This window comes from Actinospica sp., from assembly GCF_035552695.1.
Taxonomy (GTDB): domain Bacteria; phylum Actinomycetota; class Actinomycetes; order Streptomycetales; family Catenulisporaceae; genus Actinospica.
The window spans coordinates 18,145-39,794 of record NZ_DASZKT010000167.1; the positions used below are offsets into that span (position 1 = coordinate 18,145).

At 69.0% G+C, this 21,650-nt stretch carries 19 protein-coding genes; 4 read left to right on the forward strand and 15 right to left on the reverse strand.

Annotation, left to right across the window (positions count from 1 at the left end):
- Positions 1–118: 118 nt before the first annotated feature.
- From paaE to paaA, 5 genes are read right to left on the reverse strand one after another with little or no spacing between them, the layout of a single operon-like run.
- Positions 119–1,183, reverse strand: a complete 1,065-nt coding sequence (paaE, locus tag VG296_RS19840) for a 1,2-phenylacetyl-CoA epoxidase subunit PaaE (RefSeq protein ID WP_325567723.1) — start codon at positions 1,181–1,183, stop codon at positions 119–121.
- Complete coding sequence (gene paaD / locus VG296_RS19845) at positions 1,183–1,695, reverse strand: 1,2-phenylacetyl-CoA epoxidase subunit PaaD (RefSeq protein ID WP_325567725.1); 513 nt, start codon at positions 1,693–1,695, stop codon at positions 1,183–1,185. Before paaD ends, paaE begins: the two co-directional genes overlap by 1 nt.
- Positions 1,689–2,555: a 1,2-phenylacetyl-CoA epoxidase subunit PaaC gene (gene paaC, locus VG296_RS19850; RefSeq protein WP_325567729.1), complete on the reverse strand. Its 867-nt coding sequence runs from the start codon at positions 2,553–2,555 to the stop codon at positions 1,689–1,691. Before paaC ends, paaD begins: the two co-directional genes overlap by 7 nt.
- Positions 2,556–2,564: 9 nt before the next feature.
- A complete protein-coding gene (gene paaB / locus VG296_RS19855; RefSeq protein WP_325567731.1) occupies positions 2,565–2,855 on the reverse strand; it encodes a 1,2-phenylacetyl-CoA epoxidase subunit PaaB in 291 nt (96 codons plus the stop codon).
- Positions 2,852–3,799 carry a 1,2-phenylacetyl-CoA epoxidase subunit PaaA gene (gene paaA / locus VG296_RS19860; protein ID WP_325567733.1) on the reverse strand — a complete coding sequence of 316 codons (948 nt, stop codon included), beginning with the start codon at positions 3,797–3,799 and terminating at the stop codon, positions 2,852–2,854. Before paaA ends, paaB begins: the two co-directional genes overlap by 4 nt.
- A gap of 105 nt (positions 3,800–3,904) precedes the next feature.
- On the opposite strand from paaA, the gene paaK reads away from it, so the two are divergent.
- Both paaK and VG296_RS19870 read left to right on the forward strand, forming a co-directional pair.
- Complete coding sequence (gene paaK, locus VG296_RS19865; RefSeq protein WP_325567735.1) at positions 3,905–5,254, forward strand: phenylacetate--CoA ligase PaaK; 1,350 nt, start codon at positions 3,905–3,907, stop codon at positions 5,252–5,254.
- A gap of 109 nt (positions 5,255–5,363) precedes the next feature.
- Complete coding sequence (locus tag VG296_RS19870; protein WP_325567737.1) at positions 5,364–6,056, forward strand: helix-turn-helix domain-containing protein; 693 nt, start codon at positions 5,364–5,366, stop codon at positions 6,054–6,056.
- Between the two features lie 9 nt (positions 6,057–6,065).
- On the opposite strand, the gene VG296_RS19875 is transcribed toward VG296_RS19870, so the two are convergent.
- From VG296_RS19875 to VG296_RS19925, 10 genes are all read right to left on the reverse strand, one after another.
- Positions 6,066–7,829 carry a CocE/NonD family hydrolase gene (locus VG296_RS19875; protein WP_325567739.1) on the reverse strand — a complete coding sequence of 588 codons (1,764 nt, stop codon included), beginning with the start codon at positions 7,827–7,829 and terminating at the stop codon, positions 6,066–6,068.
- Positions 7,830–7,846: 17 nt separating this feature from the next.
- The gene (locus VG296_RS19880) at positions 7,847–8,557 is read right to left on the reverse strand and encodes an acetate uptake transporter (RefSeq protein ID WP_325567741.1); all 711 of its coding nucleotides are present in this window, start codon (positions 8,555–8,557) and stop codon (positions 7,847–7,849) included.
- Between the two features lie 204 nt (positions 8,558–8,761).
- The gene (locus tag VG296_RS19885) at positions 8,762–9,886 is read right to left on the reverse strand and encodes a hypothetical protein (RefSeq protein ID WP_325567743.1); all 1,125 of its coding nucleotides are present in this window, start codon (positions 9,884–9,886) and stop codon (positions 8,762–8,764) included.
- Positions 9,887–9,939: 53 nt separating this feature from the next.
- Positions 9,940–12,336: a polysaccharide lyase 8 family protein gene (locus VG296_RS19890; RefSeq protein WP_325567745.1), complete on the reverse strand. Its 2,397-nt coding sequence runs from the start codon at positions 12,334–12,336 to the stop codon at positions 9,940–9,942.
- Between the two features lie 19 nt (positions 12,337–12,355).
- Positions 12,356–13,363, reverse strand: a complete 1,008-nt coding sequence (locus VG296_RS19895) for a hydroxyacid dehydrogenase (protein ID WP_325567746.1) — start codon at positions 13,361–13,363, stop codon at positions 12,356–12,358.
- 44 nt (positions 13,364–13,407) lie between these two features.
- Entirely contained in the window at positions 13,408–14,322 is a 915-nt protein-coding gene (locus VG296_RS19900; protein WP_325567748.1) for a carbohydrate ABC transporter permease, read from the reverse strand.
- Positions 14,319–15,272, reverse strand: coding sequence for a sugar ABC transporter permease (locus VG296_RS19905; protein ID WP_325567750.1), 954 nt, complete (start codon positions 15,270–15,272; stop codon positions 14,319–14,321). Before VG296_RS19905 ends, VG296_RS19900 begins: the two co-directional genes overlap by 4 nt.
- Positions 15,273–15,279: 7 nt before the next feature.
- Positions 15,280–16,635: an extracellular solute-binding protein gene (locus tag VG296_RS19910; RefSeq protein ID WP_325567752.1), complete on the reverse strand. Its 1,356-nt coding sequence runs from the start codon at positions 16,633–16,635 to the stop codon at positions 15,280–15,282.
- A gap of 169 nt (positions 16,636–16,804) precedes the next feature.
- Positions 16,805–17,938, reverse strand: coding sequence for a substrate-binding domain-containing protein (locus VG296_RS19915; RefSeq protein ID WP_349259630.1), 1,134 nt, complete (start codon positions 17,936–17,938; stop codon positions 16,805–16,807).
- Positions 17,939–18,053: 115 nt separating this feature from the next.
- Entirely contained in the window at positions 18,054–19,343 is a 1,290-nt protein-coding gene (locus VG296_RS19925) for an alpha-L-fucosidase (protein WP_414641113.1), read from the reverse strand.
- A gap of 123 nt (positions 19,344–19,466) precedes the next feature.
- Here VG296_RS19925 and VG296_RS19930 point away from each other — a divergent pair, with 123 nt between their 5' ends.
- Both VG296_RS19930 and VG296_RS19935 read left to right on the forward strand, forming a co-directional pair.
- Positions 19,467–20,270 carry an AraC family transcriptional regulator gene (locus tag VG296_RS19930; protein ID WP_325567756.1) on the forward strand — a complete coding sequence of 268 codons (804 nt, stop codon included), beginning with the start codon at positions 19,467–19,469 and terminating at the stop codon, positions 20,268–20,270.
- Between the two features lie 108 nt (positions 20,271–20,378).
- Positions 20,379–21,650, forward strand: a 1,272-nt coding sequence (locus VG296_RS19935; RefSeq protein ID WP_325567757.1) for a beta-galactosidase family protein, incomplete at its 3' end; no start/stop codon positions are given.

The following is a 21,650-nucleotide window of genomic DNA, read 5'->3' on the forward strand; positions in this document are numbered from 1 at the left end:
TCTCCTCTATCGCTGTTCTCTGTGAGTAAGGGTTCACCGTTCGCGTGCCCAGCATCTCTCACATGTTCGGGTGAGGCACGCGGAGTTCCGCCGGGAAGCTGACGGCGGATGGCCGGGATCAGCTGTCGTAGTCGACGCTCAACGTGTCCGTCACCGGGTAGCTCTGGCAGGTGAGCACGTAGCCGGCCTCGACCTCCGCGGGGTCGAGGGCGAAGTTGCGGCGCATATCGGCCGTCCCTTCGGTGACTTGCGCGCGGCACGTCCCGCACACGCCGCCGCGGCAGGCGAAGGGCAGGTCGGGTCGGGCGCGCTGGGCGCCGTCCAGGATGGTGCGCTCGCGGGGGAGAGGCAGCACGGTGCTGCGACCGTCCAGCGTGAGTGTGACCTTGCTGACCGGACCGTCGGCGGCGCTCTCGATGTGGGTCGCCTCCCGCACCGGCTCGTCGTCGGCGTAGAACAGCTCCTGGTGGACGCGGTCGGCCGGAACCCCGAGCCCGGCGAGCACGGCTTGGGCGTCGCGGACCATGCCGTGCGGGCCGCACAGCCACCAGTGGTCGGCGTTCTCCGCGCCGACCAGGGCGTCGATGAGAGCTGCGAGACGGTCGCCGTCCAGCCGGCCGGAGAGCAGTTCGGCCTCGCGCGGCTCGCGGGACAGGACGTGCGCGACGACTAGGCGCTCGGGGTGCTGGTCCTTCAGATCGGCGATCTCGTCGGCGAACATGACGGTCTCGGTGCGGCGGTTTCCGTACAGCAGCGTCACCCGCGAGCGCGGATCGGCGAGCACGGAGGCCGCGATCGAGATCATGGGCGTGATACCGGAACCGGCGGCGATCAGCACGTGGTGGCCTGGCCGGGTCAGGTCGGGGGTGAACGCGCCGGCGGGCGCCATGGCCTCGACCACGTCGCCGGCCCGGACTTCGTTGACCAGCCACGCGGAGAACAGGCCGCCCGGCACTTCGCGCACGCCGATGCGCGGAGCCGCTCCGACCGGCGCGCACAGCGAGTAGGAGCGGCGCTCGTCGACGCCGTCGACGACTCGGCGCAGCGTGATCGCCTGGCCGGCGGAGAATTCGAACTCCGCGGCGAGCTCGGCGGGGACCTCGAAGGTGATCGCGGCGGCGTCGCCGCACAGCGGCTCGACGGAGGCGATTTTCAGGGTGCGGAACACCGGGCGGCGCGGCATCAGATTTCCTTGACGTACTCGAAGGGCTCGAGGCAGGCGCGGCAGCGCCAGAGGGCCTTGCAGGCGGTGGCGGCGAACGCGGAGGTCTGCTCGGTGTCGGTGGAACCGCACCGCGGGCAGCAGAGCGCGGGCCTCGTCGGGGACAGCACGAGCGGCACAGGTCCCGAGGCCGCTCCGCGCGCTACCGGGCGCGGCGGTGCGATGCCGTGCTCGGCGAGCGCGGCCCGGCCCTCGGGCGTGATCCAGTCCGTGGTCCACGCCGGGTCGAGCCGGGTGCGGATGGTGACTTCGCCGTATCCGGCCTCGCGCAGCCGCCGATCCACTTCGCCGCGCATCTCCGCGATGGCCGGGCAGCCAGAGTAGGTCGGGGTGAGGACGGCGGTCACGGCCCCGTTGTCATCGACCTCGACATCGCGCAGCACCCCGAGATCGGCGAGGGTGAGCATGGGCATCTCCGGGTCCGGCACCGCGCCGGCGATCGCGCGGGCGCGTTCGGTCGCGGCGTTCACCATGAAGCCTCCGGGTCCGCGCGGGCCTCGCTCTGCAGCTCCGCGAGTAGTGGGGCCAAGTGATCGGTGTGCTCTCCGTCCCGGCCGCAAGCGGTCGCCGGTGCGGTGTTGGCGGTGGGCAGACGCAGTGTGAGACCGGCGGTGTCAGCCACCTGCCGCAGTACCGCCTCGACGTTGGCGCGCACACTCGTCGCGTCGAGCCCGAAGTCGCCGCCGCGCATCAAGAGCTCGGCCAGGTGCTCGGCGGTCTCATCGAGGCCAGCCTGCATACGGCCGTGCGACTCGTCGGTTCCGTCGCCCAGGCGCAGCGCCCACTCGGCGGCGAACTCGCGATGGTAGGTCAGCTCCTTGACGCCCTTGGCGGCGATCGCCGCGAGCACGGGGTCGGGTGACTCGGCCAGCTGAGCGAAGAGGGCGAGCCGCCAGCTCGAGAGGATCAGGAGTCTGGCGATGGAGAAGGCGAAGTCTCCGTTCGGCAGTTCAGCCAGCAGTACATTGCGAAACTCAGCGGGATCACGGAAGTACGCGTAGGAGTCCTCGCCGCGTCCGCTGCCATCGACCTGCCCGGCCCTGGTGTAGAGCATGCGCGCCTGTCCGAGCAGGTCCAGGCCGAGATTCGCCAACCCGACCTCGATCTCGAGTTCCGGGGCGCAGGTGCACCACTGTGCCAGCCGCTGGGCGAGCACGAGCGCGTCATCGCCGAGTGCGAGGCAGCAAGCGGCGAGCTGCGCGGTGTCGACGCCGGTGGGCACGGTCGTGTCGATGCCGTAGAGCGGGTCTTCGAAGCCGGTGCCGAAGGCCCAGCGCGCGCCGTCGCCGCCGTGCTCCTCGACCAGCGTCATGTAGACGTGATCCTCACTCATCGAGCGCTCCTAGATGTGGGGGACGTCCGAGGGGATGTCGTAGAAGGTCGGGTGCCGGTAGACCTTGTCGGCGCTGGGGGAGAAGAACGGATCCTTCTCGTCGGGCGTGGACGCCCCGATGGCCGAGGTCGGCACGACCCAGATGCTCACGCCCTCGTTGCGCCGGGTGTAGAGGTCGCGGGCGTTGATCAGGGCCATGCGAAGGTCGGGTGCATGCAGCGAGCCGACGTGGACGTGGTTGAGGCCGCGCTTCGAGCGCACGAACACCTCGAACAGCGGCCATTCGTTCCTGTCGTTCATGAAGCCGTTCCTTTCCTTGCCGACGTGTGCTGCTTCGCGGCGTGCGCCGTAGCGGCCTCGCGTACCCATGCGCCGTCCTCGTGGGCCTTGCGGCGCCGGGCGACGCGTTCGGTGTTGCAGGGTCCGTCGCCGGAGATGACCCGCTGGAGTTCGGACCAGTCCGGCGTGCCGAAGTCGTAGTGGCCGCGCTCGTCGTTCCAGGTGAGTCCGGGGTCGGGAAGGGTGACGTCGAGCTTCTCGGCCTGCGGGACGGTCATGTCGACGAAGCGCTGGCGCAGCTCGTCGTTGCTGTGCCGCTTGATCTTCCAGGCCATGGACCGCGCGGAGTTGGGCGACGCGTCGTCCGGCGGCCCGAACATCATCAGTGAGGGCCACCACCAGCGGTCGACCGCGTCCTGCACCGCGGCACGCTGCCGCTCGGTGCCGCGCATCATCGTCAGCAGCAGTTCGTAGCCCTGGCGCTGGTGGAAGGACTCCTCCTTGCAGATGCGGACCATGGCGCGCGCATAGGGCCCGTAGGAGCTGCGGCACAGCGGCACCTGGTTGCAGATCGCCGCGCCGTCCACGAACCAGCCGATGACGCCGACGTCCGCGAAGCTCGGCGTCGGGTAGTTGAAGATCGACGAGTACTTCTGGCTGCCGTCGATCAGCCGCCGGGTCAGGTCCGCGCGCTCGGCCCCGAGGGTCTCGGCGGCGGAGTAGAGGTACATCCCGTGCCCCGCCTCGTCCTGGACCTTCGCGAACAGGATCGCCTTGCGGCGCAACGAGGGCGCGCGGGTGATCCAGTCGCCCTCCGGCTGCATGCCGATGATCTCGGAGTGCGCGTGCTGGGCGACCTGGCGGATCAGCGTCTTCCGGTAGCCCTCGGGCATCCAGTCGCGCGGTTCGATGCGCTGGTCGCGGGCGATCGTCGCGTCGAAGTGTTCTTGGAGCTGCTCGTTCATCGGGCGGACCCCTCTTGACAGCACGAAACGGATACTGATTTCTTGAGTCTAGCAAACTAACCGAACGTTCGGTCGGGAAGCAAGTCCTTCTGAGGAGGCTCGAAGATGAGCGAATCGAACACCACCGCGACGCTCGTGCGGCGGCTCGGCGCGGCGTTACCGGCCGACCTGCGCGACGCGGGCGAGCGGCTGAGCGCCGATGAGCTCGCCGCGCTGCAGCTCGAGCGCCTGAAAACCACATTGAGCCATGCATACCGGAATGTGGAGCACTATCGGCGGAAGTTCGACGCGGCCGGGGTGCGTCCGGAGGACTGCCGCTCGCTCGCGGACCTGGCCGAGTTCCCCTTCACCACGAAGGCGGACCTGCGCGAGACCTATCCGTACGGGATGTTCGCCGTGCCGATGGAGCGGGTGCGCAGGATCCACGCGTCCAGCGGCACGACCGGCCGTCCGACGGTGGTCGGCTACACGGAGGACGACCTGTCGATGTGGGCCGACGTGGTCGCGCGCAGCATTCGGGCGGCGGGCGGTCGGCCGGGGGACAAGGTGCACGTGTCCTATGGCTACGGCCTGTTCACCGGCGGCCTCGGCGCGCACTACGGGGCAGAGCGGGCCGGCTGTACGGTGATTCCGGCGTCCGGGGGAATGACGGCGCGTCAGGTGCAGCTGATCGTGGACTTCAAGCCTGAGATCATCATGGTGACGCCGTCCTACATGCTCACGCTTCTCGACGAGTTCGAGAAGCAGGGCGTGGACCCGCGCAAGACTTCGCTGCGCATCGGCATCTTCGGGGCCGAGCCGTGGACCGAGCAGATGCGGCTGGAGATCGAGGAGCGCTGCGACATCCACGCCGTCGACATCTACGGCCTGTCCGAGGTGATCGGCCCTGGCGTCGCCCAGGAGTGCGTCGACGCCAAGGACGGCCTGCACGTCTGGGAGGACCACTTCTACCCGGAGATCATCGACTCGGCCAGCGGCGACGTGCTCGCGGCGGGGGAGCGCGGCGAACTCGTATTCACCTCGCTGACCAAGGAGGCGCTGCCGATCATCCGCTACCGGACCAGGGACCTGACACGCCTGCTGCCGGGCACGGCGCGCTCCCCGTTCCGGAGGATGGAGAAGGTCACCGGCCGCAGCGACGACATGATCATCCTGCGCGGTGTGAACGTCTTCCCGAGCCAGATCGAGGAGATCGTGCTGCGCACCCCCGGCGTCGCGCCGCACTTCCAGCTGGAGCTGACCAAGCGCGGCCGGATGGACAACCTGCTGGTGCGCGCCGAGGCCCGGCCGGACGCCGACTCCGATCCGCAGGTGCGCGAGGCCGCGGCCAGGACCATCGCGCACGGCGTGAAGGAGGGCGTCGGCGTCACGGTCGACGTCGTCATCGAGGACCCGGACACGCTGGAGCGCTCGGCCGGCAAGCTGCAGCGGCTGAAGGACCTGCGTCAACAGTAAGGAAACCTGCGGTACGGAACCGCGCGATCCGGGCGGGCTGGTGGGCTGAAGCGGGCGTTAGCATGGCGCGAACGTGCGAGCCGATCACGAACCAGCGAGGATTTGCGCCATGGCCGTTGAACCGAGCGACCCTCCTCCGCGGCGGCGCCGGGATGTCGAACGCAACCGGCGCCGGATCCTCACCGGCGCACGCGAGGTGTTCCGCGACCGCGGCGTCGCCGCCACGCTCAACGACATCGCCCGCCACACCGGCGTCGGCGTCGGCACGGTCTACCGGCACTTCTCCGACAAGGAGCAGCTGGTCGACGCGCTCTCCGACGACATGGTCGAAACCGTGGACGGCCATCTCCGTACCGCCCTGGAGGAGCCGGACGCCTGGACCGGGCTCACCCAGGCGCTGGAGAAGGTGTGCGAGCTCCAGTCCTTCGACCGAGGCCTGCGCGAGGTCATGCTCGGCACCGGCCGCGGCCCCGAGCGCGCGCGGCAGATGCGCGAGCGGGTCGCCCCGACCGTCGACGCGCTCGTGGCCCGCGCACACGAGCAGGGCTCGCTCCGGGCGGAGATCATCGGCCCCGACTTCCCGATCCTGCAGCTGATGCTCGGCGCGGTGACCGACCACACCGGCCACCCCGAGCTGTGGCGCCGCTACTTCGCCCTGCTGATCGACGGGCTGCGGGCGCGGCCGGATGACACGCCGATGCCCGAGCTGAACCTGTCCGACGAGGCCTTCCAGGATGCCGTCGTGTCCAGCAGCACCCGTTCCGCCGACGCCGCCGGCGGAACGGGTGCTGCAGTGCTCTGATTCTCAGAGTCAGGAGGACGGTCCCCAGTCGGTCGGGCTGGCGGTGAACTGGGCCGGGGAGGCGAGCGGGAGGTTCAGCGCGGACGGCGTGACCGCGCCGTAGTCCACGGTGTAGACCCCGCTCGCCAGGTTGGCCGACTCCTGCGGAGTCGGGACGAGCGCGGCGTGGAAGTTCGCCGGTGTCTGGCTGGTGACCACCACCTGGATGCGGTCTCCCGCGGGGATCTCGGTGAAGTTCGCCAGCAGCGAGATGTCGTACCGGGTGGTCTGGCCGGGGATGACAGGCTGCTGGCTTGCCTGCGTGAACGGGTGGGACGGGGTGAGCAGCGTGCCACCGGTGCCGTACCAGCTCTGCGACGGGTCGAGCGCTCGCTGGCTGCCGAGGAGTACGCCGTCGGCCTGCTTGACCACCGTCCCGTTCGACGCGACGACGTTGAGCGTGGCGCTCAACTCGACCTCCGTGGCGGTCGAGGCGGCGTAGACGGTGAGATCTGACGGTCCGTCGAGCACAGCCGCGCTGGTCAGCGGAGCCGAGGTGTATGTCAGGGAGTTGGCGGTGCTCGCCGCGGCCCGGTTCAGGGTGCCGGTGCCCGACGACGCCGATTTGGACGGTGAAAGTGAGCTGCCGGAGCCCAGGTAGTACGTCTGCGCGCTCGGCGACGGCGGCCAGGCTGCCGTGTCAACCCACTGGCTCGCGGTGTTCTCGAACAGATGCAGCGGCGTCGAGGTGTCGGCGATGCCGGTGTGTTCGCCCTTGAGCCAGTTGTCGAACCATTCGAGCCGGATGTTCTCCAGCGTGGTGCCGTTCACGTTCTCGCCGTGCGTCCACGGGCCCACGATCGCCTGATAGCGGCCGGTGACCGGCTCGTTCGCGGTGATCGGGGCGGTGAGCGGGCGGTGGAAGTAGGCGTTCTGCGCGGCCACGTAGTCGCCCAGGTCCCCGCCGGGGAACAGGTCGTTCCAGCCGGCCTCGCTGAGGGCGGGGATGCCGTTCGCGACGATCTGCTGCATCAGCTTCTGGACGTCGAGCGACTTCCAGTAGTCGTCGTTGTACGAGTCGGCGCCGCCGGTGGCCTCCTGGGCGACGGTGACCGACTGCGGGTCGGTCGCCGGATTGTCCTGCGGACCGCGCGGCTCGCCCTGCCCGATCCCGGCGACGAACGGGGTCGGGATGCCGCCGTCCGCGGTCAGGTCGTCGTAGAAGTCGGAGTCCGTGCAGAAGGGGGTGATCGCCTTGAGCGCCGAGTCGTCGCCGACGGCGGCCGCGGTGAACCACTGGTCGACCCCGAGGTACGAGCAGCCGTCCAGCCCGACCTTCCCGTCCGAGCCGGAGAGCGTGCGCGCGGCCCAGTCCACCAGCTCCGCGCCGTCCTTGCCCTGCCGAGCCCCGAACCAGGACAGCTGTCCGCCGGAGGATCCGGTGCCGCGCACGGCGGAGGCCACGTAGATGTAGCCGCGCTGGACGAAGTAGTCCCCGGCCGTCGTCGGGTCCCCGTGGCCGGTGCCGTAGGGGTTCTGCGTCAGCAGCACCGGGAAGTCGCCGGTCACCCGGGCGCCGGTGGCCGGGTCGGTCGGGTAGACGACCTCGACGGAGATCGACACCCCGTCGTCCATCGTCACCGAGGTGGTCACCGGCGTGCTCGTGCCGTAGGTCGCGGCCTCCGGCTGCCAGGCGGCGGACTTCTCGGGCGTGGCGCCGGCGCCGGAGGCGACCAACGGGACCACGCCCGCCGCGACCACGACGGACGCGAGAATCAATATTCGGCTTTTCATCGAGGTCTCCGTTGGCTCTAGGCGGCGGGGGCGAGTGGGAAGAGCGGGAAGACCGCGCGTCTCAGAGTCTCGTTCGCGAGTTCGGCGAGGACGATGTAGAACGCGACCGCGGCGAGGACGATCTCGACCCAGCCCGCGGCGTGCAGGGCGCCGCTGACCGGCGCCCCCACGCTCGAGGCGCCGAGGTAGGCGACCATCAGCAGCACGATCGTGAGGTCGAGCAGGGTGAAGGCGAGCACGGTGACCGCGTTCGTGCCGAGACTGGCGACGGTGAAGATCGCGGTGACCACCAGCCAGGCGACGAGGAACATCCCCAGGGCCTGGGATATGTCGTGCCCGGCCTGGGCTTGCAGCGCCTGCGCCGAAGCCCCGGTGCCGGTGCCCGCCGCCATGACCGAGGCGACGATATGCGGGGCCACATACACCTGGATCGCGGTGTAACCGAGCCAGAATGCGCCGTACGCGGTCAGGAACGCCGCGACGAAGGTCGCGCCGGCAGCGAGGGCGAAGAACCCCGCGACGAGTTGCACCAGCCCGCCGTAGAAGAACGTGCCGCTCAGGATCATCGTGCTGCCGACGGAGTTCATCGCGCCGGTCGTGGACAGGCCGAGCGCGAGCGAGCACCAGGCGAACCCGGCCGCGCCGACCACGAGCGCGTGGCCGATGCGGGACGGGGATTGCGCGCGGGCTTCGTCGCCCGTGGCGGGGAGTGATGACGTGACGGTCAAGACAAGCACCCTTCATTGGATGTTGCTGCAGACGAACCGACCGAACGTTCGGTAGTGTTCGCCTGCGGCGTGAGGGCGTCAAGGGCCGTCCGAGATATGGGATATCCGGTATCCGTTTTGATCGAAGTCGCAGGTGGTGGGCCAGTGAGGAGCGATAGGGGAGCGGGGGAGTGGCGGCGGGTGGCTGGGGCTGGGGCTCCCGGGTCAGCTGATGATGACGGCGACGCGTTGCCTGCCCGTGCCGTAGTCGAGATAGAGCAGCGCGGTGGTGACGGACGCCCCGGAGGGAACCGTGAGGTTCGCGCTGTCCGGGCCGTAGGATGCGCCCGGGGCGAGCGCGGGAATGTCCCAGTATTCGAAGTCGCCGAGGGTGATGCCGTCCGGCCCGCCGGTGTCGTCAGACATCGTGGTCGCGCCGCTCGTGCTCGATCCGTCGTTGGCGAGCGTGAACGTGACCGTTCTGGTCTCACCTGAGGGCACGACACATCCGGTGCCCGAGGTGCTGTCGCTGACGGTTAGCGGCCCCGAACTGGCGGTTCCGGTCAATCCGCCCATCTCCGAGGAGAACGCCTCGAGCCATCCGCAGGCGGTGGAGTCCGAGAGTGGTCCGGTGTTCCACAGGACCACGCCCTGGGTCCTGGACTCGATCTGCTGGAACTCGGAATCCCAGTCCGTGCCACTGAGGTAACCGCTGCTGCCGTCGTCCCAGATCGCTTCGACGTACGGATAGATCGGCAGTGCCGAGTCGATGGAGTGGTCGTTCGAGACCGCGGTGGACAGCTCGCTCGCCCAGGTGCTCGTGCTCGACCAGCGGTTGTACATGGAGGGAGCAAAGTAATCCAGGTACCCGCTCGCGTAGAGCTCGGCGGTGTACGACGCGTAGGCGCTGTTCCAGTCATACGAGTACATGCCGATCGGGGCGGACGGTTCTGCGTCGTGGGCCCAGGTGATCAGCTCGTGCCACAGGCTGACCTCTTGGGCGGCCTGGGCGGTGGAGGTGGCACTGACGGGCAGTATGTTCTCGAAGTCGAGCGTGATCGGGTGCGTGGACCCGGACTTGTCGAGGCTGACGTAGTCCTGGACCTTCGATTCGAACACGGACTGGCTCGGGACGTTGCTGCAGCCCGTGGTCGAGCAGCTCAGGCTCCAGTCGTCGTACACGGTGGCGGAATCGGCGGCGCCGTACTGCTCGATGTCGGCGGCGGATTCGTGTTCGTCATTGGCGAAGTAGACGGCGAACGAGGCTGCGTGGGCGGGGTGTTCGGCGGTGCCCACGGCGCCCGCGGTGAGAGCGGTTGCGGTCAGGATGAGGGCTAAAGCGCGACGCATATTGGCTCCTTTGCCAATAGGTGTCAGGTGGGGTCGGTTCGATTCGGTGCGGATCAGTCCAGGGCGACGGTGACCTGCTGGGTGGCTCCTGCGGTGGCGGCCAGGTCGCCGAAGGTGAGTTGGAGCGAACGGCCGGTGGCGGCCGCGGTCAGCGTGCCCGGCTGGGCGATGACGGCACGAACGGGTCGGTCCCAGGTGACGATCAGGGAAGTGGCGGCAGTGCTCGTCGGGTCCGCAACGCAGACGGTGGCGGTTCCGTCGCCGTGCTCGCGGATCAGGATGCTGGCGGCGCCGGTCGCGCTCAGCGTTCCGGCGGTGCCTGCGGTGTAGAAGTTCGCGGCGGTGACGCCGAGCGGGCGTACGGCCACGGCCTGCGCGGCGGCGGTGTTGGCCAGGATCTGGAGCCAGCCTCGGTCGACGGAGCGGGCGAGCACCTCGGTTCGGCGGGCGCCCGGCATCAGCGCGTACGCATACGAGGCGTTCGTCGGGTCGATGCCGTGGTCGGCGTAGAGCGTGACGTAGTTGCGCGTGTTCTCGGTGGTCGTGTCGCCGGTGTTGATGTCGTGCCACGCGCCGGAGCGCGTCTCCCGAAGCGCCGTGACATCGCGGCCGCCTGGGAAGACGTATCCTCCGACGCCTTCGAGGTACGCCCAGCGCGCGCCGGTGAACGTCTTCGTCCACCCCGCGGTACTGCTCTGCGGCACGCCATCGACCGTCAGGGCATTGCTGCCGTCCGCGCCGAGATTGCGGTTGTCGATGATGCTGTCGACCTCGTAGCCGTCGGAGGACGTGATGCCGGCGCCGAGGCAGACGAAGGCGTCGTCGAAGCAGAACCACGACTTCTTCGCGGTGAGCGTCGACCAGGGGCCGCGCAGGTCGTGGCCGATCGCCGCGTATTCCCCGTCGGTGGCGCCGCCGGCGAACGTGTTCGCGGGCCGCGTTCCGCCGTACGCGCCGCCCTCGCCGTTGGTCAGCGGCAGTTGCGAGGTGGTGGTGCCCGGCAAGCGGTACGGGTCGACGGTCGGCCAGTACGCGTCGTTGTACTGCGTGTTGTCGTCGTTCACGTACATGTAGGTCATCCCGGAGCCGGCGTGCCAACCGTGCAGGTTGGAGCCGCCGTCGGTCTCGTAGTAGGCGATCCGGTCGGAGGACAGGCTCAGCGCGAGCGCCCAGCCGGGGCGTCGGTGCACGGCGCGGGCCATGCTCGAGAACAGGCAGTGGCCGGTCGGCTCCGGCGCGGCGGGAATGGACGAGTCGCTCAGGATCTGCTCGGCGTACGCGACGTTCACCACCGAGGTGTTGGCGCTGATCTGAGACGGCGAGCGCAGCAACCATCCCTTGGCCTTGCTCTTGAGTTCGACTTCGAGTTCGGCGGTGGCGGCGGGAGCCAGCATGATCATGTCGCGGATGGCGGCGAACCCGTCCGAGTTGTCGGGTTCGGTCGAGCGGGCGACGGCGCGGCCGCGCACGGCGTCCAGCATCAGGCCGTTGTAGATGAGCGGCGCGAAGGCGTTCGTGGCCGCGAAGAACACGTTCGCGACGTTCGGGTCCGTGATCTGATACGTGGTTCCGGCGAGCGCGCCCATCAGCTTGACGAGGTCGCCGAACCAGATCGCTCCGTACGTGCCGGTGTAGGCGATATACGTGTGCTGAATCCATGAGCCGTCGGCGTACAGCCCGTCGCCGCTGGTGACGAACGGAAGCGTGTCGGAGATGCCCGCGGCGCCTTGGGCGACCTTCGCCGCGTCTGCGGCGAGCGCTCCGCGCACGATCACCGCACGGCACTCGTCGAGCCGGTTCGCTCCGGTGGACGTGTAGTACTTGCCGTTGCTCACGATCAGCGACAGCGTGGGGTCGGGCACGAACGAGTCCACCGACGCGCAGTAGTTCGCGATCTGCGTCGCGGACAGCGAGGAGTGGACGAGGTTCGCCGTGTCCACCAGCGCCTGGCTGGAGCCGATCTGCCAGTCCCACCAGTTGCCGTACGGCTTGGTGCCCGGCGCGTAGGGACCTGTGGCGATGTAGTCGAGTCCGGCGAGGACCGCTTCGAGCACCGTCGCGTCGCCGGTGTGGTTCGTCCCCTGAGTCACGTACGCGATCGCGAGGGATTCCAGGCGGCTCAGGCTCGCCGTGAGGTTGGCGGAGTTCGAACCGAGCGGCAGGTCGCTGAACAGCGCCGTGGTCGGCGAGGATTCGAGTACCGCGAGGGCTGCGCCGGCCTGGGTGTCGAGGTTGGCGAGTGCGGTGGCGTACGCGCTGTTCGTCGGATCGATCGTCGGTCCCGCGATGACCGTGGCCCACTGGGAGCGGATCGTGGCGAAGTCGTCCGTGGACGTCGCCGCCGCGGCGGCGGGCAACGCGTGCCCGGCGAGTGCGGCGCCGACACCGGCGGCTCCGGTGCCGTACAGGAAGCGTCGGCGGGAGAGGGGAACTGATCTTGACGGGGACAATTGAGGGTCCTCCTTTTCGTCAGGCGCTCCGGGTGAGTTCGCGGCGGCTCACGGCGTGGGCGAGCTCTTGTCCGGAGGCGTAGCGCTCAAGCTCGGCGACGGCACTGTCGCCGAGTCGGTGCAGTTCACGGCCGAATGATCCGGCCACGTGCGGAGTGAGGAAGACGTTCGGCAGCGTGAAGAGCGGCGAGCCGTCGGCGGGCATGGGCTCGACGACGTCCAGAACCGCGTTCAGCCGACCGGACGTCAGTTGCGCGATCAGCGCGTCGGTATCCACGAGGGATCCGCGCGCGGTGTTGATCAGCGTCGCTCCGTCGCGCAGGAGTTCGAGCCTGCGCGCATCCAGCAGGTGCCGGGTCGAGGGCAGTTCGGGAGCGTGGATCGAGACGACGCCGCACGTCGCGCACAGTTCATCGAGCTCCACCTTGCGCGCCCCGAGTTCGGTGGCTTCCTCGGTGGTGACGAAGGGGTCGTAGAGCAGGACTTCGAGGTCGAATTCGCGAAGCAGTGTCAGCACACGTCGACCGATCCGCGAGGCCCCGATGATTCCCACGGTGCTGCGATAGTTGCCGATGCGCCGGAATTCCGAGCGCAGACCGTCCTCGGAGCGTGCGTCGCGGTAGTGCTCGCGCAGGCCGAAGGCGTTCTTCCCGGTGAACAGGATCGCGGCGACGGTGTACTCGGCCACCGGCAGCGCGTTGGCCCAGGCGCTGGTCGAGACCTGGATCCCGCGCCGCCACACCGCATCGGTGACGAAGTGCTTGACCGATCCGGCCGCGTAGATCACGGCCCGCAGATTCGGCGCGCGGTCGAGGAACGCGTCGTCGAGCACGGGCATCCCCCAGCCGCCGAGGATGACGTCCGCCTCGGCGAGTTCCTGCCCTGGAATGTCCTCGGCGCCGTAAGCCCGGCCCGGCGTCTTCCACCGCGCGACGGACTCGATCCGAGTGCATGCGGCGGCGTCGAAGAGGTCGTCGAACGGCACGTTCGGGCTGAGGACCGCGAGGATGCGGGGCGATTCAGGCATGGGGGTATCGCGCTTTCGATCGGAGTCGCGTTATTCGACGGGCGTTATTTGAGGGCGCCGGCGGTGAGTCCGGAGCGCCAGTACCGCTGGAGGCAGATGAACAGCACGATGATCGGGATGATCGTCAGGGCGCTGCCGGTCATCACCTGGCCGAGCATGGTCGGGTCGTCGGTGCTGATCTGGCTGCTCCAGATGTACAGGCCGAGGCTGACCGGGTAGAGCTTCTGGTTGTTGAGCATCACGTACGGCAGGTAGAAGCCGTTCCAGATCGCCGAGAACTGGAACAGCGCGATCGTGGCGAATCCGGGGCCGAGCAACGGCAGCGCGATCGAACGGAACACGCCCAGGTCGCCGGCGCCGTCGATGCGCGCGGCCTCGAGGATCTCGTTCGGCACGTACGACTGGCTGAACACGCGGGCCAGGAATACCCCGAACGGGCTGACGAAGCTCGGGATCAGCACGGCCCAGATCGTGTTGTCCAGGTGCGCCTTGTTGGCGAGCAGGTAGAGCGGCAGCGTCGTGGCCGTGCCGGGGACGAGGACGCCGAGCAGGACGAGGGCGTAGAGCCTCTCCTTGCCGCGGAACGAGTATTTGTCGAACGCGTATCCCGCCGCGACGCAGACCAGCCCGGTGACGATCGCGCCCACTCCGGCGTAGAGGATGGAGTTCAGGTACCAGCGGAAGAAGATGCCGCCGTCCGTGTGGACCAGCCCGCTGAAATTCGAAGTCGGTCCGAGGTCGTGCAGCGAGAACACGTCGCCGCTGATCAGGCCCGCCGGGGACTTGAGCGAAGCGAGGACGACGAAGGCCATCGGGAGCATCGTGTACAGCACGCCGAACAGGAGCACGGCGTTGACCGTCGCCTTCGACGTCAGGCGGGAGGTGCCCCGTGGCCGGCCGGTCGCGCGCGGCTTGCCGGGCGCCGAAGTCCGGGCACGTTCGAGGGTTTCGGTGCTCACGAGATCTCCCTCCACCGTCGGGTGACGCGGATGACGACGAAGGACAGCGCGCCCGAGATCAGCGCCAACAGGATCGATCCCGCCGCGGCGGTCGCGAAGTCGTCGTTGGTGAAGGCCGCGTTGAAGATGTAGAGGTTCGGACTCCACTGCGCGCCGATCGACCCGGGCGCGATGCTGTTGAGCACCAGCGGCTCGGTGAACAGTTGCAGCACGCCGACCATCGTCATCAGTCCGGCGAGTGTCGCGGCGGGCCCGATCAGCGGCAGCTTGATGCTGAGCGCCGTGCGAAGCTCACTCGCCCCGTCGACCCTGGAGGCCTCGATCAGCTCGCGCGGGACCGCCTTGAGCGCGGCGTAGCAGATGACGATGTTGTAGCCGGTGTACTGCCAGATCGCGACGTTCGCCATGGCCGGCAGCAGCCAGCCGGTCTGGCCGAGGTTCGGGGTGGCGCCCACGTGCGTCAGCAGGCTGATGACCGGGCTGACGTGCGGGGTGTAGAGGTAGAGCCAGATGAGCGCGGCCAGGATGCCGGGCACCTGGCTGGGCATGAAGTACAGCAGTTGGCACAGCCGTGAGGCCCTGGCCAGGCTGCTGTCGAGCAGCAGCGCCCCGGCGATCGCGGCGGCCAGCATCGTCGGCACGTAGATGACGCCGTACTCGACCACGTGCAGGAACCCGAGCCGGTAGACGGAGTCGCCCAGGGCCCTGCCGTAGTTGCCGAGCCCGACGAACACGTTGGAGGCGCCGCCGAAGCCGAGACCCGAACGCTCGGTGCGGTACAGGCTCAGGTAGACCGCGTAGCCGATCGGGGCCAGCGTCACGGCCGTGAACAGCAGGAAGAAGGGGGACATCAGGATCGCGGCGGCACGGCCGTGGCCTCGTCCGCGCGGCGCCCGCCCGGCATCCGCCCCGAGGGACGGACGCCGGACGGCGGCTGAGGAGATCGCCATGGCCGCCTCAGCCCGCGGAGGCCGACAGGCCGGCGTTCTTCATCAGCCGCAGCGCCGCGCCCTGGCCGGTGGACAGCATGGCGGACAACTGCCCGCCCGAACCGACCTTGCCGAGCGGCGTCGCCATGGCGGTGTCGACGCCGGGCACCTCCGGACCCCAGATCCAGGACTTCGAGACCGTGCCGGCCGCCGCGTTCGCCAAGTCGAACACGTTCTGGTGCTGGTAGAAGTAGCTGGTGTCGAACGCGGTCTCCGGCGCCTTCGCGGCACTCGCGTCGACGGGCAGGCTGGTGGACTTCCCGCCCTGCATCCGGGTCGTCAGCGCCTGCGGGCTGGTGGAGAGCCACTCGGCGAACTCGGCCGCCGCCGCGAGGTTCTTCGTGTTCTTGTCGACCACGCTGCTGGAACCGCCCTCGGAGCCGTCCGTCGCGGCCCCGCTCCAATTCGGCAGCGGTGCGACCGCCCAGTCGCCCGCCTCGTTCGGATAGCCCGACTTGATGTACGCGCCCTCGTACGGCGGCTCGATCTGGGTGAGCACGGTGCCGTTGCTGTAGGCCTGTCCGTACGACGGCGAGCTCGAGGTGACTGTGAGCACCAGCTTCTTGTCGGCCAGGCTCTGCCAGTAGGAGGCGACCTTCTCGCTGGCCGCGTCGGTCAGGTTGACCTTCCAGGAGTCGCCGGACGTCGAGTACCACTGGGCACCGGCCTGCTCGGACAGCGCCGCCAGCCAGAGCGGGTCGTCGATCGGGATCGCGCCGAGCTTCGCGCCGGGATCCACCGTCGCCAGTTGCCGGGCCTCGGACTGGAACTGCGCCCAGGTGGTCGGCACCGCCAGGTCGTACTTCTTGAACAGGTCGGCGCGGTACCACAGTTCGGCCGGCTCGATGTCGATCGGTACCGCCCAGGTGCTGCCACCGAGCGTCGTCAGCGGCAGCGCCGAGCCGAGCGCGGACTGCGTCTTGGCGTCTATGTACGAGGTCAGGTTCGCCGTGAGCCCTTGCGAGACGAACTCGGGCAGCATGTCGTACTCGCAGTTGAACACGTCCGGACCGTCGCCGGCCTTGAAGGCGTCGAAGAGCTTTGAGTAGCCGTTCGGGCCGTTGACGGTATGCGTGTAGGTAACGTGGATGTTCGGGTGGGTCGCGTTGAACGCGTCGACCACCGCCTGCGAGTTGAGCGTCCAGGACCAGTAGGAGAGGTTCACCACGGCGCTGCCGGTGTACGTCGCGGCCGCGGCGGCCGGTGCGGCGTCGCCGCCGGTCGATGCGCCGGAACTGGAGCAGGCGGCAGTGGCCAGGAGAGTCGCGGCGGCGATACACACAGCAGCGGTCTTTCTGCCGACACGCTTCCTCGGGTGTGACATGAGACGGACTCCGTTCGCGCGCCCGAGTGGGGGTCGGGCGGAAGTAGTGATGAGCTACCGTATATTCACGGTCAGAGCTGGCGGGCCGCCCCGCGGCCCCGCTGGTCGCTCATCCTGGGTGAGCGGAATCCGTCCGTCAACGGATAGCGAACTTTCGATCAGAATTCGTTCATTTTCTGCGCGAAGGCTGTCGCGGAGACCGCAACGTGGCCCCGCACGAGTCGCGCACCACGAGCTCCGGCTCGAGCTCGGTCCGGGTGACGCGGGCCGTCGGCTCGGCCAGCCGCCGTAGCAGCAGGTTCACGGCCCCGCGGCCGAGCGCACGCTTCGCCGGGGCCAGCGCGCTCAGCTCGACGTCGGAGACCTCGGACAGTTCGTCGTCGTAGCTGACCAGCGCGATGTCCTGAGGGACCGTCAGGCCGAGCGCCTGGAGCCTACGGATGAGATTGATCGCGTCGGCGTCGGTGTGCACGATCGCCGCGTCGATCTCACCGTTCTCGACCAGGCTGAGCAGCCGGTTCGTCTGCGACTCCATTCCGTCCGGCGGGTCCATCCCGACGGCGGCGCTGATCGGGGGAGTGAAAGCGAGGTCGGGAAGGCCGAATGCGGCCGTGGCGGCGTGGTAGCCGCGCAGCAGGTGCGGCATCGTGTGCGACTGCCGTGCGAGCAGCGCGATCCGCTCGTGCCCGAGTGCGGCAAGATGCTCGACGCCCAACGCCGCGCCCGCCGCGTGATCGGAGCAGATCCGGTCCAGATGGGCGCCGGGCAGCCCGAGCGGAACCCGCCGCTCGACGAGCACGACGGGCACCGGCAGTTCGGCGAACGGCGCGCACTCCTCGAAGGTGGGACCGTCGGCGCTCCAGGACGGCGTCAGCAGCAGCCCGTCGACCCCGGCGCCGAGCAGCCGGTCGATCAGCGGCAGATCACGCTCGGCGGTGTACTCCGTGATCGCGATCCGCAGCCGCGCCCCCGTCGCGAGCGCGGCCTCCCTGGCTCCCTGCAGGACGAGCCGGTAATACCGGTCGCCGGTGGGCACGACCATGCCGATCGTCAACCCGCGCGGTGCCGCGACGCGCGGCGCCCGCGCCAGCCGGGCATCACGCGCGCTCAGCGGAGCAGTCGGCCAAGACACCGAGCCCTGCACCCGCCGCAACTGCCCGACCGATTCGAGCGCCGCCACGTCCCGACGCAGCGTCACCTGCGAAACGCCCAGCTCCTCGGCCAGTTCGGTCACCCTGATGGTGCCGCGCTCCCGCACGAGCTGCAGTATGCGCTGATGCCTGCTCTCGATCTTCCCGCCCACCGCCGGCCTCTCCGCTCCCCGCCCGCCGCGGGCGCTCGGGTCAGCTTAACCGACCATGAGCGCACAGCGATCGGAAAACGATCGGCGACGGGCGATCGGCGGCGGGCGATCGAGATCAGTCGCGCCCGGCCCCCGTGTACAGATCGAGTTCGCCGTCGAGTTCGATCGCGATGACGGTCGCCGACACGTCGAGATCCGCGGCCGTCGGCGCCTCGATCCACATGTGGTCAGGAACGTCGTCCGGCGCATCGGACTTCCGGAAGGCCAGCTCCGTGCCGCTGCCGCCGACGACGCGCACCCGCCGGACCACGTTCTTCAAGCCGCGTACCGCGAGGTGCCCGCGCGGGTCGTCGACGCAGATCAGGTAGATGGTCCGGCGATCGGCGGAGATCGTGGACGGTCCGTAGTGATGCCCCGCGGGCAGCCCGGCACCGGTGCCATACACGGCCTCGGCGTGCTTCTCGATCCACGCGCCGAGCGCCTCGACCCGCTCGACCGCCTCGGCCGGGATCGAGCCGTCCGCCCGCGGCCCGACATCCAGCAGCAGGTTGCCGCCCATGCCGATGGTCTCGGCGAAGTAGCGCACGATCTGCCGCGCGCTCTTCCAGTTCGTATCCCGATGCTGAAAGCCCCACGAGTCGTTGATCGTCAGGCACAGCTCCCACGGCCCGTCCGGTGCGGCGAACGGCAGCGCCTGCTCGGGAGTGGCGTAATCGGCGTGCGTGCGCAGACGGCCGTTGATGACCGTGGCCGGATTCATCCGCAGAATGCCGTCGCCGAGTTCTTTCGCACCCCACTGCGCGTCGGAACGCTCCCACTCGCCGTCGAACCACAGCAGATCCGGACGATAGCGGTCGATCAGGTCGTACACCTGCGCGTGGTACTGCTCGCGGAACCGTTCCCAACGCGCGGGATCCTCCTGGCCGCGCGGCGCGTGGGCGTACGCGTTCCATCCCCTCGATCGCCCGTCCGGATCGTCGTCGTTGCCGACCGTCGGGTAGTCGGGGTGGTTCCAATCGATGTGCGAGAAGTAGAAGCCGACCTTCAACCCCTGCTCGCGCAACGCCGCCGCGAACGGCCCGAGCAGATCGCGTCCGGCCGGCGTGCTCTTCACGACGTCGTACGCGCTGTGCGGAGCGTCCCAGAGCGCGACGCCGTCGTGGTGCTTCGACGTCAGAACCGCGTATCGGGCTCCGGCGCGCGCGAACAGGTCGGCCCACGCGTCCGGGTCGTACGCGGCTGCGGTGAACCCGTCGAGCTGCCGCATATAGTCCTCGTGCGAGACCTGGCCGCTGAACAGGGACCAGGACTCGGGAACGCCGTCCACGGCGTAGATCCCGTAGTGAATGAAGATCCCCAGCTTCGCGTCGGGGAACCAGGGCTGCATCGTCATCGTGACCTCGATCCATGTGGCGGTGGTTCAGGCGGGCGGTCGTTCAGGCAAGCGGTGGTTCAGACAGTGCAACCGTAGAAGCGAGGGCCCAGGCGGCGGATTGGCTGCGCTCACCGTGGTTGGTACGTTTTCACCATGGCGCCGACCATGCCGCTCACCTTGCCGCTGCATCAACCACCGCACATCGCCGCGATCGGCGTCGGAGTGCACGGCGTCGTTTCGGACCATGATCGCTTCCGTCTGCCGAACCTGTGGCAGCTGCACGTGTACGACTACAGCGCCGACTACGCGGTCGACGGGATCGCAATGCGCTTGGCTCCCGGAACCGTGAGCCTCGCTCCACCGGGAAGCGTCGTCGACTACTGGTACCGCGGTCGTTCCACGCACCTCTACGTGCACTTCCGTCCGATCGGCGGCGGAGGCGACCACCTGCGCGCCATACCGGTGCTGCAGGACGCCGGTCCCGCGAAGCCCGAACTCGAAGGCTTACTCCGGCGGGCGGTGAGCGGGCAGCTCCACGGTGAATCCCGGCAGGCCGCGGCACACGTCTGGTCCGTGTTGTGGACGGTGGCCGGGCTGTCGGCCGAGGCCACGAGGCCGCGCAGGCATCCGGCGGTCGAGGCGGCGGCCGAGTACATCGAGGAGCACCTGGCCGACCCGCTGAGCGTCGCCGCGCTCGCGCGCCACTGCGGCCTGTCCCACAACCACCTCACCAGGCTGTTCGCGGCGCAGTTCGGTGGCACGGTGGTCGGTTATATCAGGGAGCGCCGAATGAAGCGGGCCCACCACCTGCTCACCGCCTCGACCCTGCCGATCGCGTCAATCGCCGCGACGGTCGGCATCCCGGATCTTCAGGCGTTCAACAAGGCCTGTCGGCGCACGCTCGGGGCCCCGCCCAGGGCCGTGCGCGAAGCGTCGACGCGCGCACGACCAGACTAGGGATCAGCACGATGAACTAGCCGATCTTGACGCCGTGTAGATAATGGTGCATCGATTCACCATTCACCGACTCACCGTGTATCGATACACCGCTTGTAGGGGGACCCATTGTCCGGGGGACCGAAGCCGATTCTGTCCGGCGCGATCCACTACTTCCGCGTTCAGCCCCAGCAGTGGCGGGAGCGGCTGACGCTGCTGCGCGCCATGGGCCTGGACACGATCGAGACCTACGTCCCGTGGAACCTGCACGAGCCGAGGCCCGGTGTCTACGACTTCTCCGGGCTCGCCGACCTCGAAGGCTTCCTGCGCACCGCTGCCGACTGCGGGCTGCGCGCGATCGTGCGTCCCGGGCCGTACATCTGCGCCGAATGGGAGAACGGCGGCCTGCCCGCCTGGCTGCGTGCCGAGGCCGAAATCCCGCTGCGCTGCGCCGATCCGCGCTATCTGGCCCCGGTCGACGCGTGGTTCGACGAGCTGATTCCGCGGCTCGCCGCCCACCAGGCGACGCGCGGCGGGAATGTGATCATGGTTCAGGTCGAGAACGAGTACGGCTCTTACGGCTCCGACGCCGCGTACCTGCGCCATCTGGCCGACGGTCTGGTACGCCGCGGAATCGATGTACCGCTCATCACTTCCGACGGCCCGACCGAGTTGATGCTCACCGCGGGCACGCTCCCGGGCATCCGCGTCGCGCTCAACTTCGGAAGTGGTCCGGCTGAGGCGTACGAGCTGCTCAGCCGGCTTCGGCCGGGCGAGTCCGAGTTCTGCATGGAGTTCTGGAACGGCTGGTTCGACCACTTCGGCCTCGAGCACCATACGCGCGATGCCGACGATGCGGCCAAGATCCTCGACACCATGCTCGCCCGTGGCGGATCGGTCAACCTGTACATGGCCCACGGCGGGACGAGCTTCGGCTTCTACGCGGGCGCCAACCACGATCCCGCGCACGGCGGCTACCTGGCGGACGTCACCTCGTACGACTACGACGCGCCGCTGACCGAGGACGGCCGCCCGTCCGCCAAGTACTGGGCCTTCCGCGAAGTACTCGGCAGATACGCCGAGCTGCCTCCGATGCCTGAAGTCGGCGCGACACGTCTGCCCGATTCCGAAGTCGCGCTATCCGACCGCCTTCCGCTTCTCGCCTGCGTGGACGCGCTCACTCGCGGCACCGTCCACTCCGCGACGCCGCTGAGTTTCGAAGAGGTCGGACACGACTACGGACTCGCCGTCTACCGCACGCACGTGCCCGGACCGCGCACGACGCCCGAGCCGCTCACGCTGGAAGGCCTCCGCGATCGTGCCCACGTGTTCGTAGACGGCGTTCCGGTCGGCGTTCTGGAGCGAGATGGCATCGATCACATCCCCCTGACCACCCCCGCA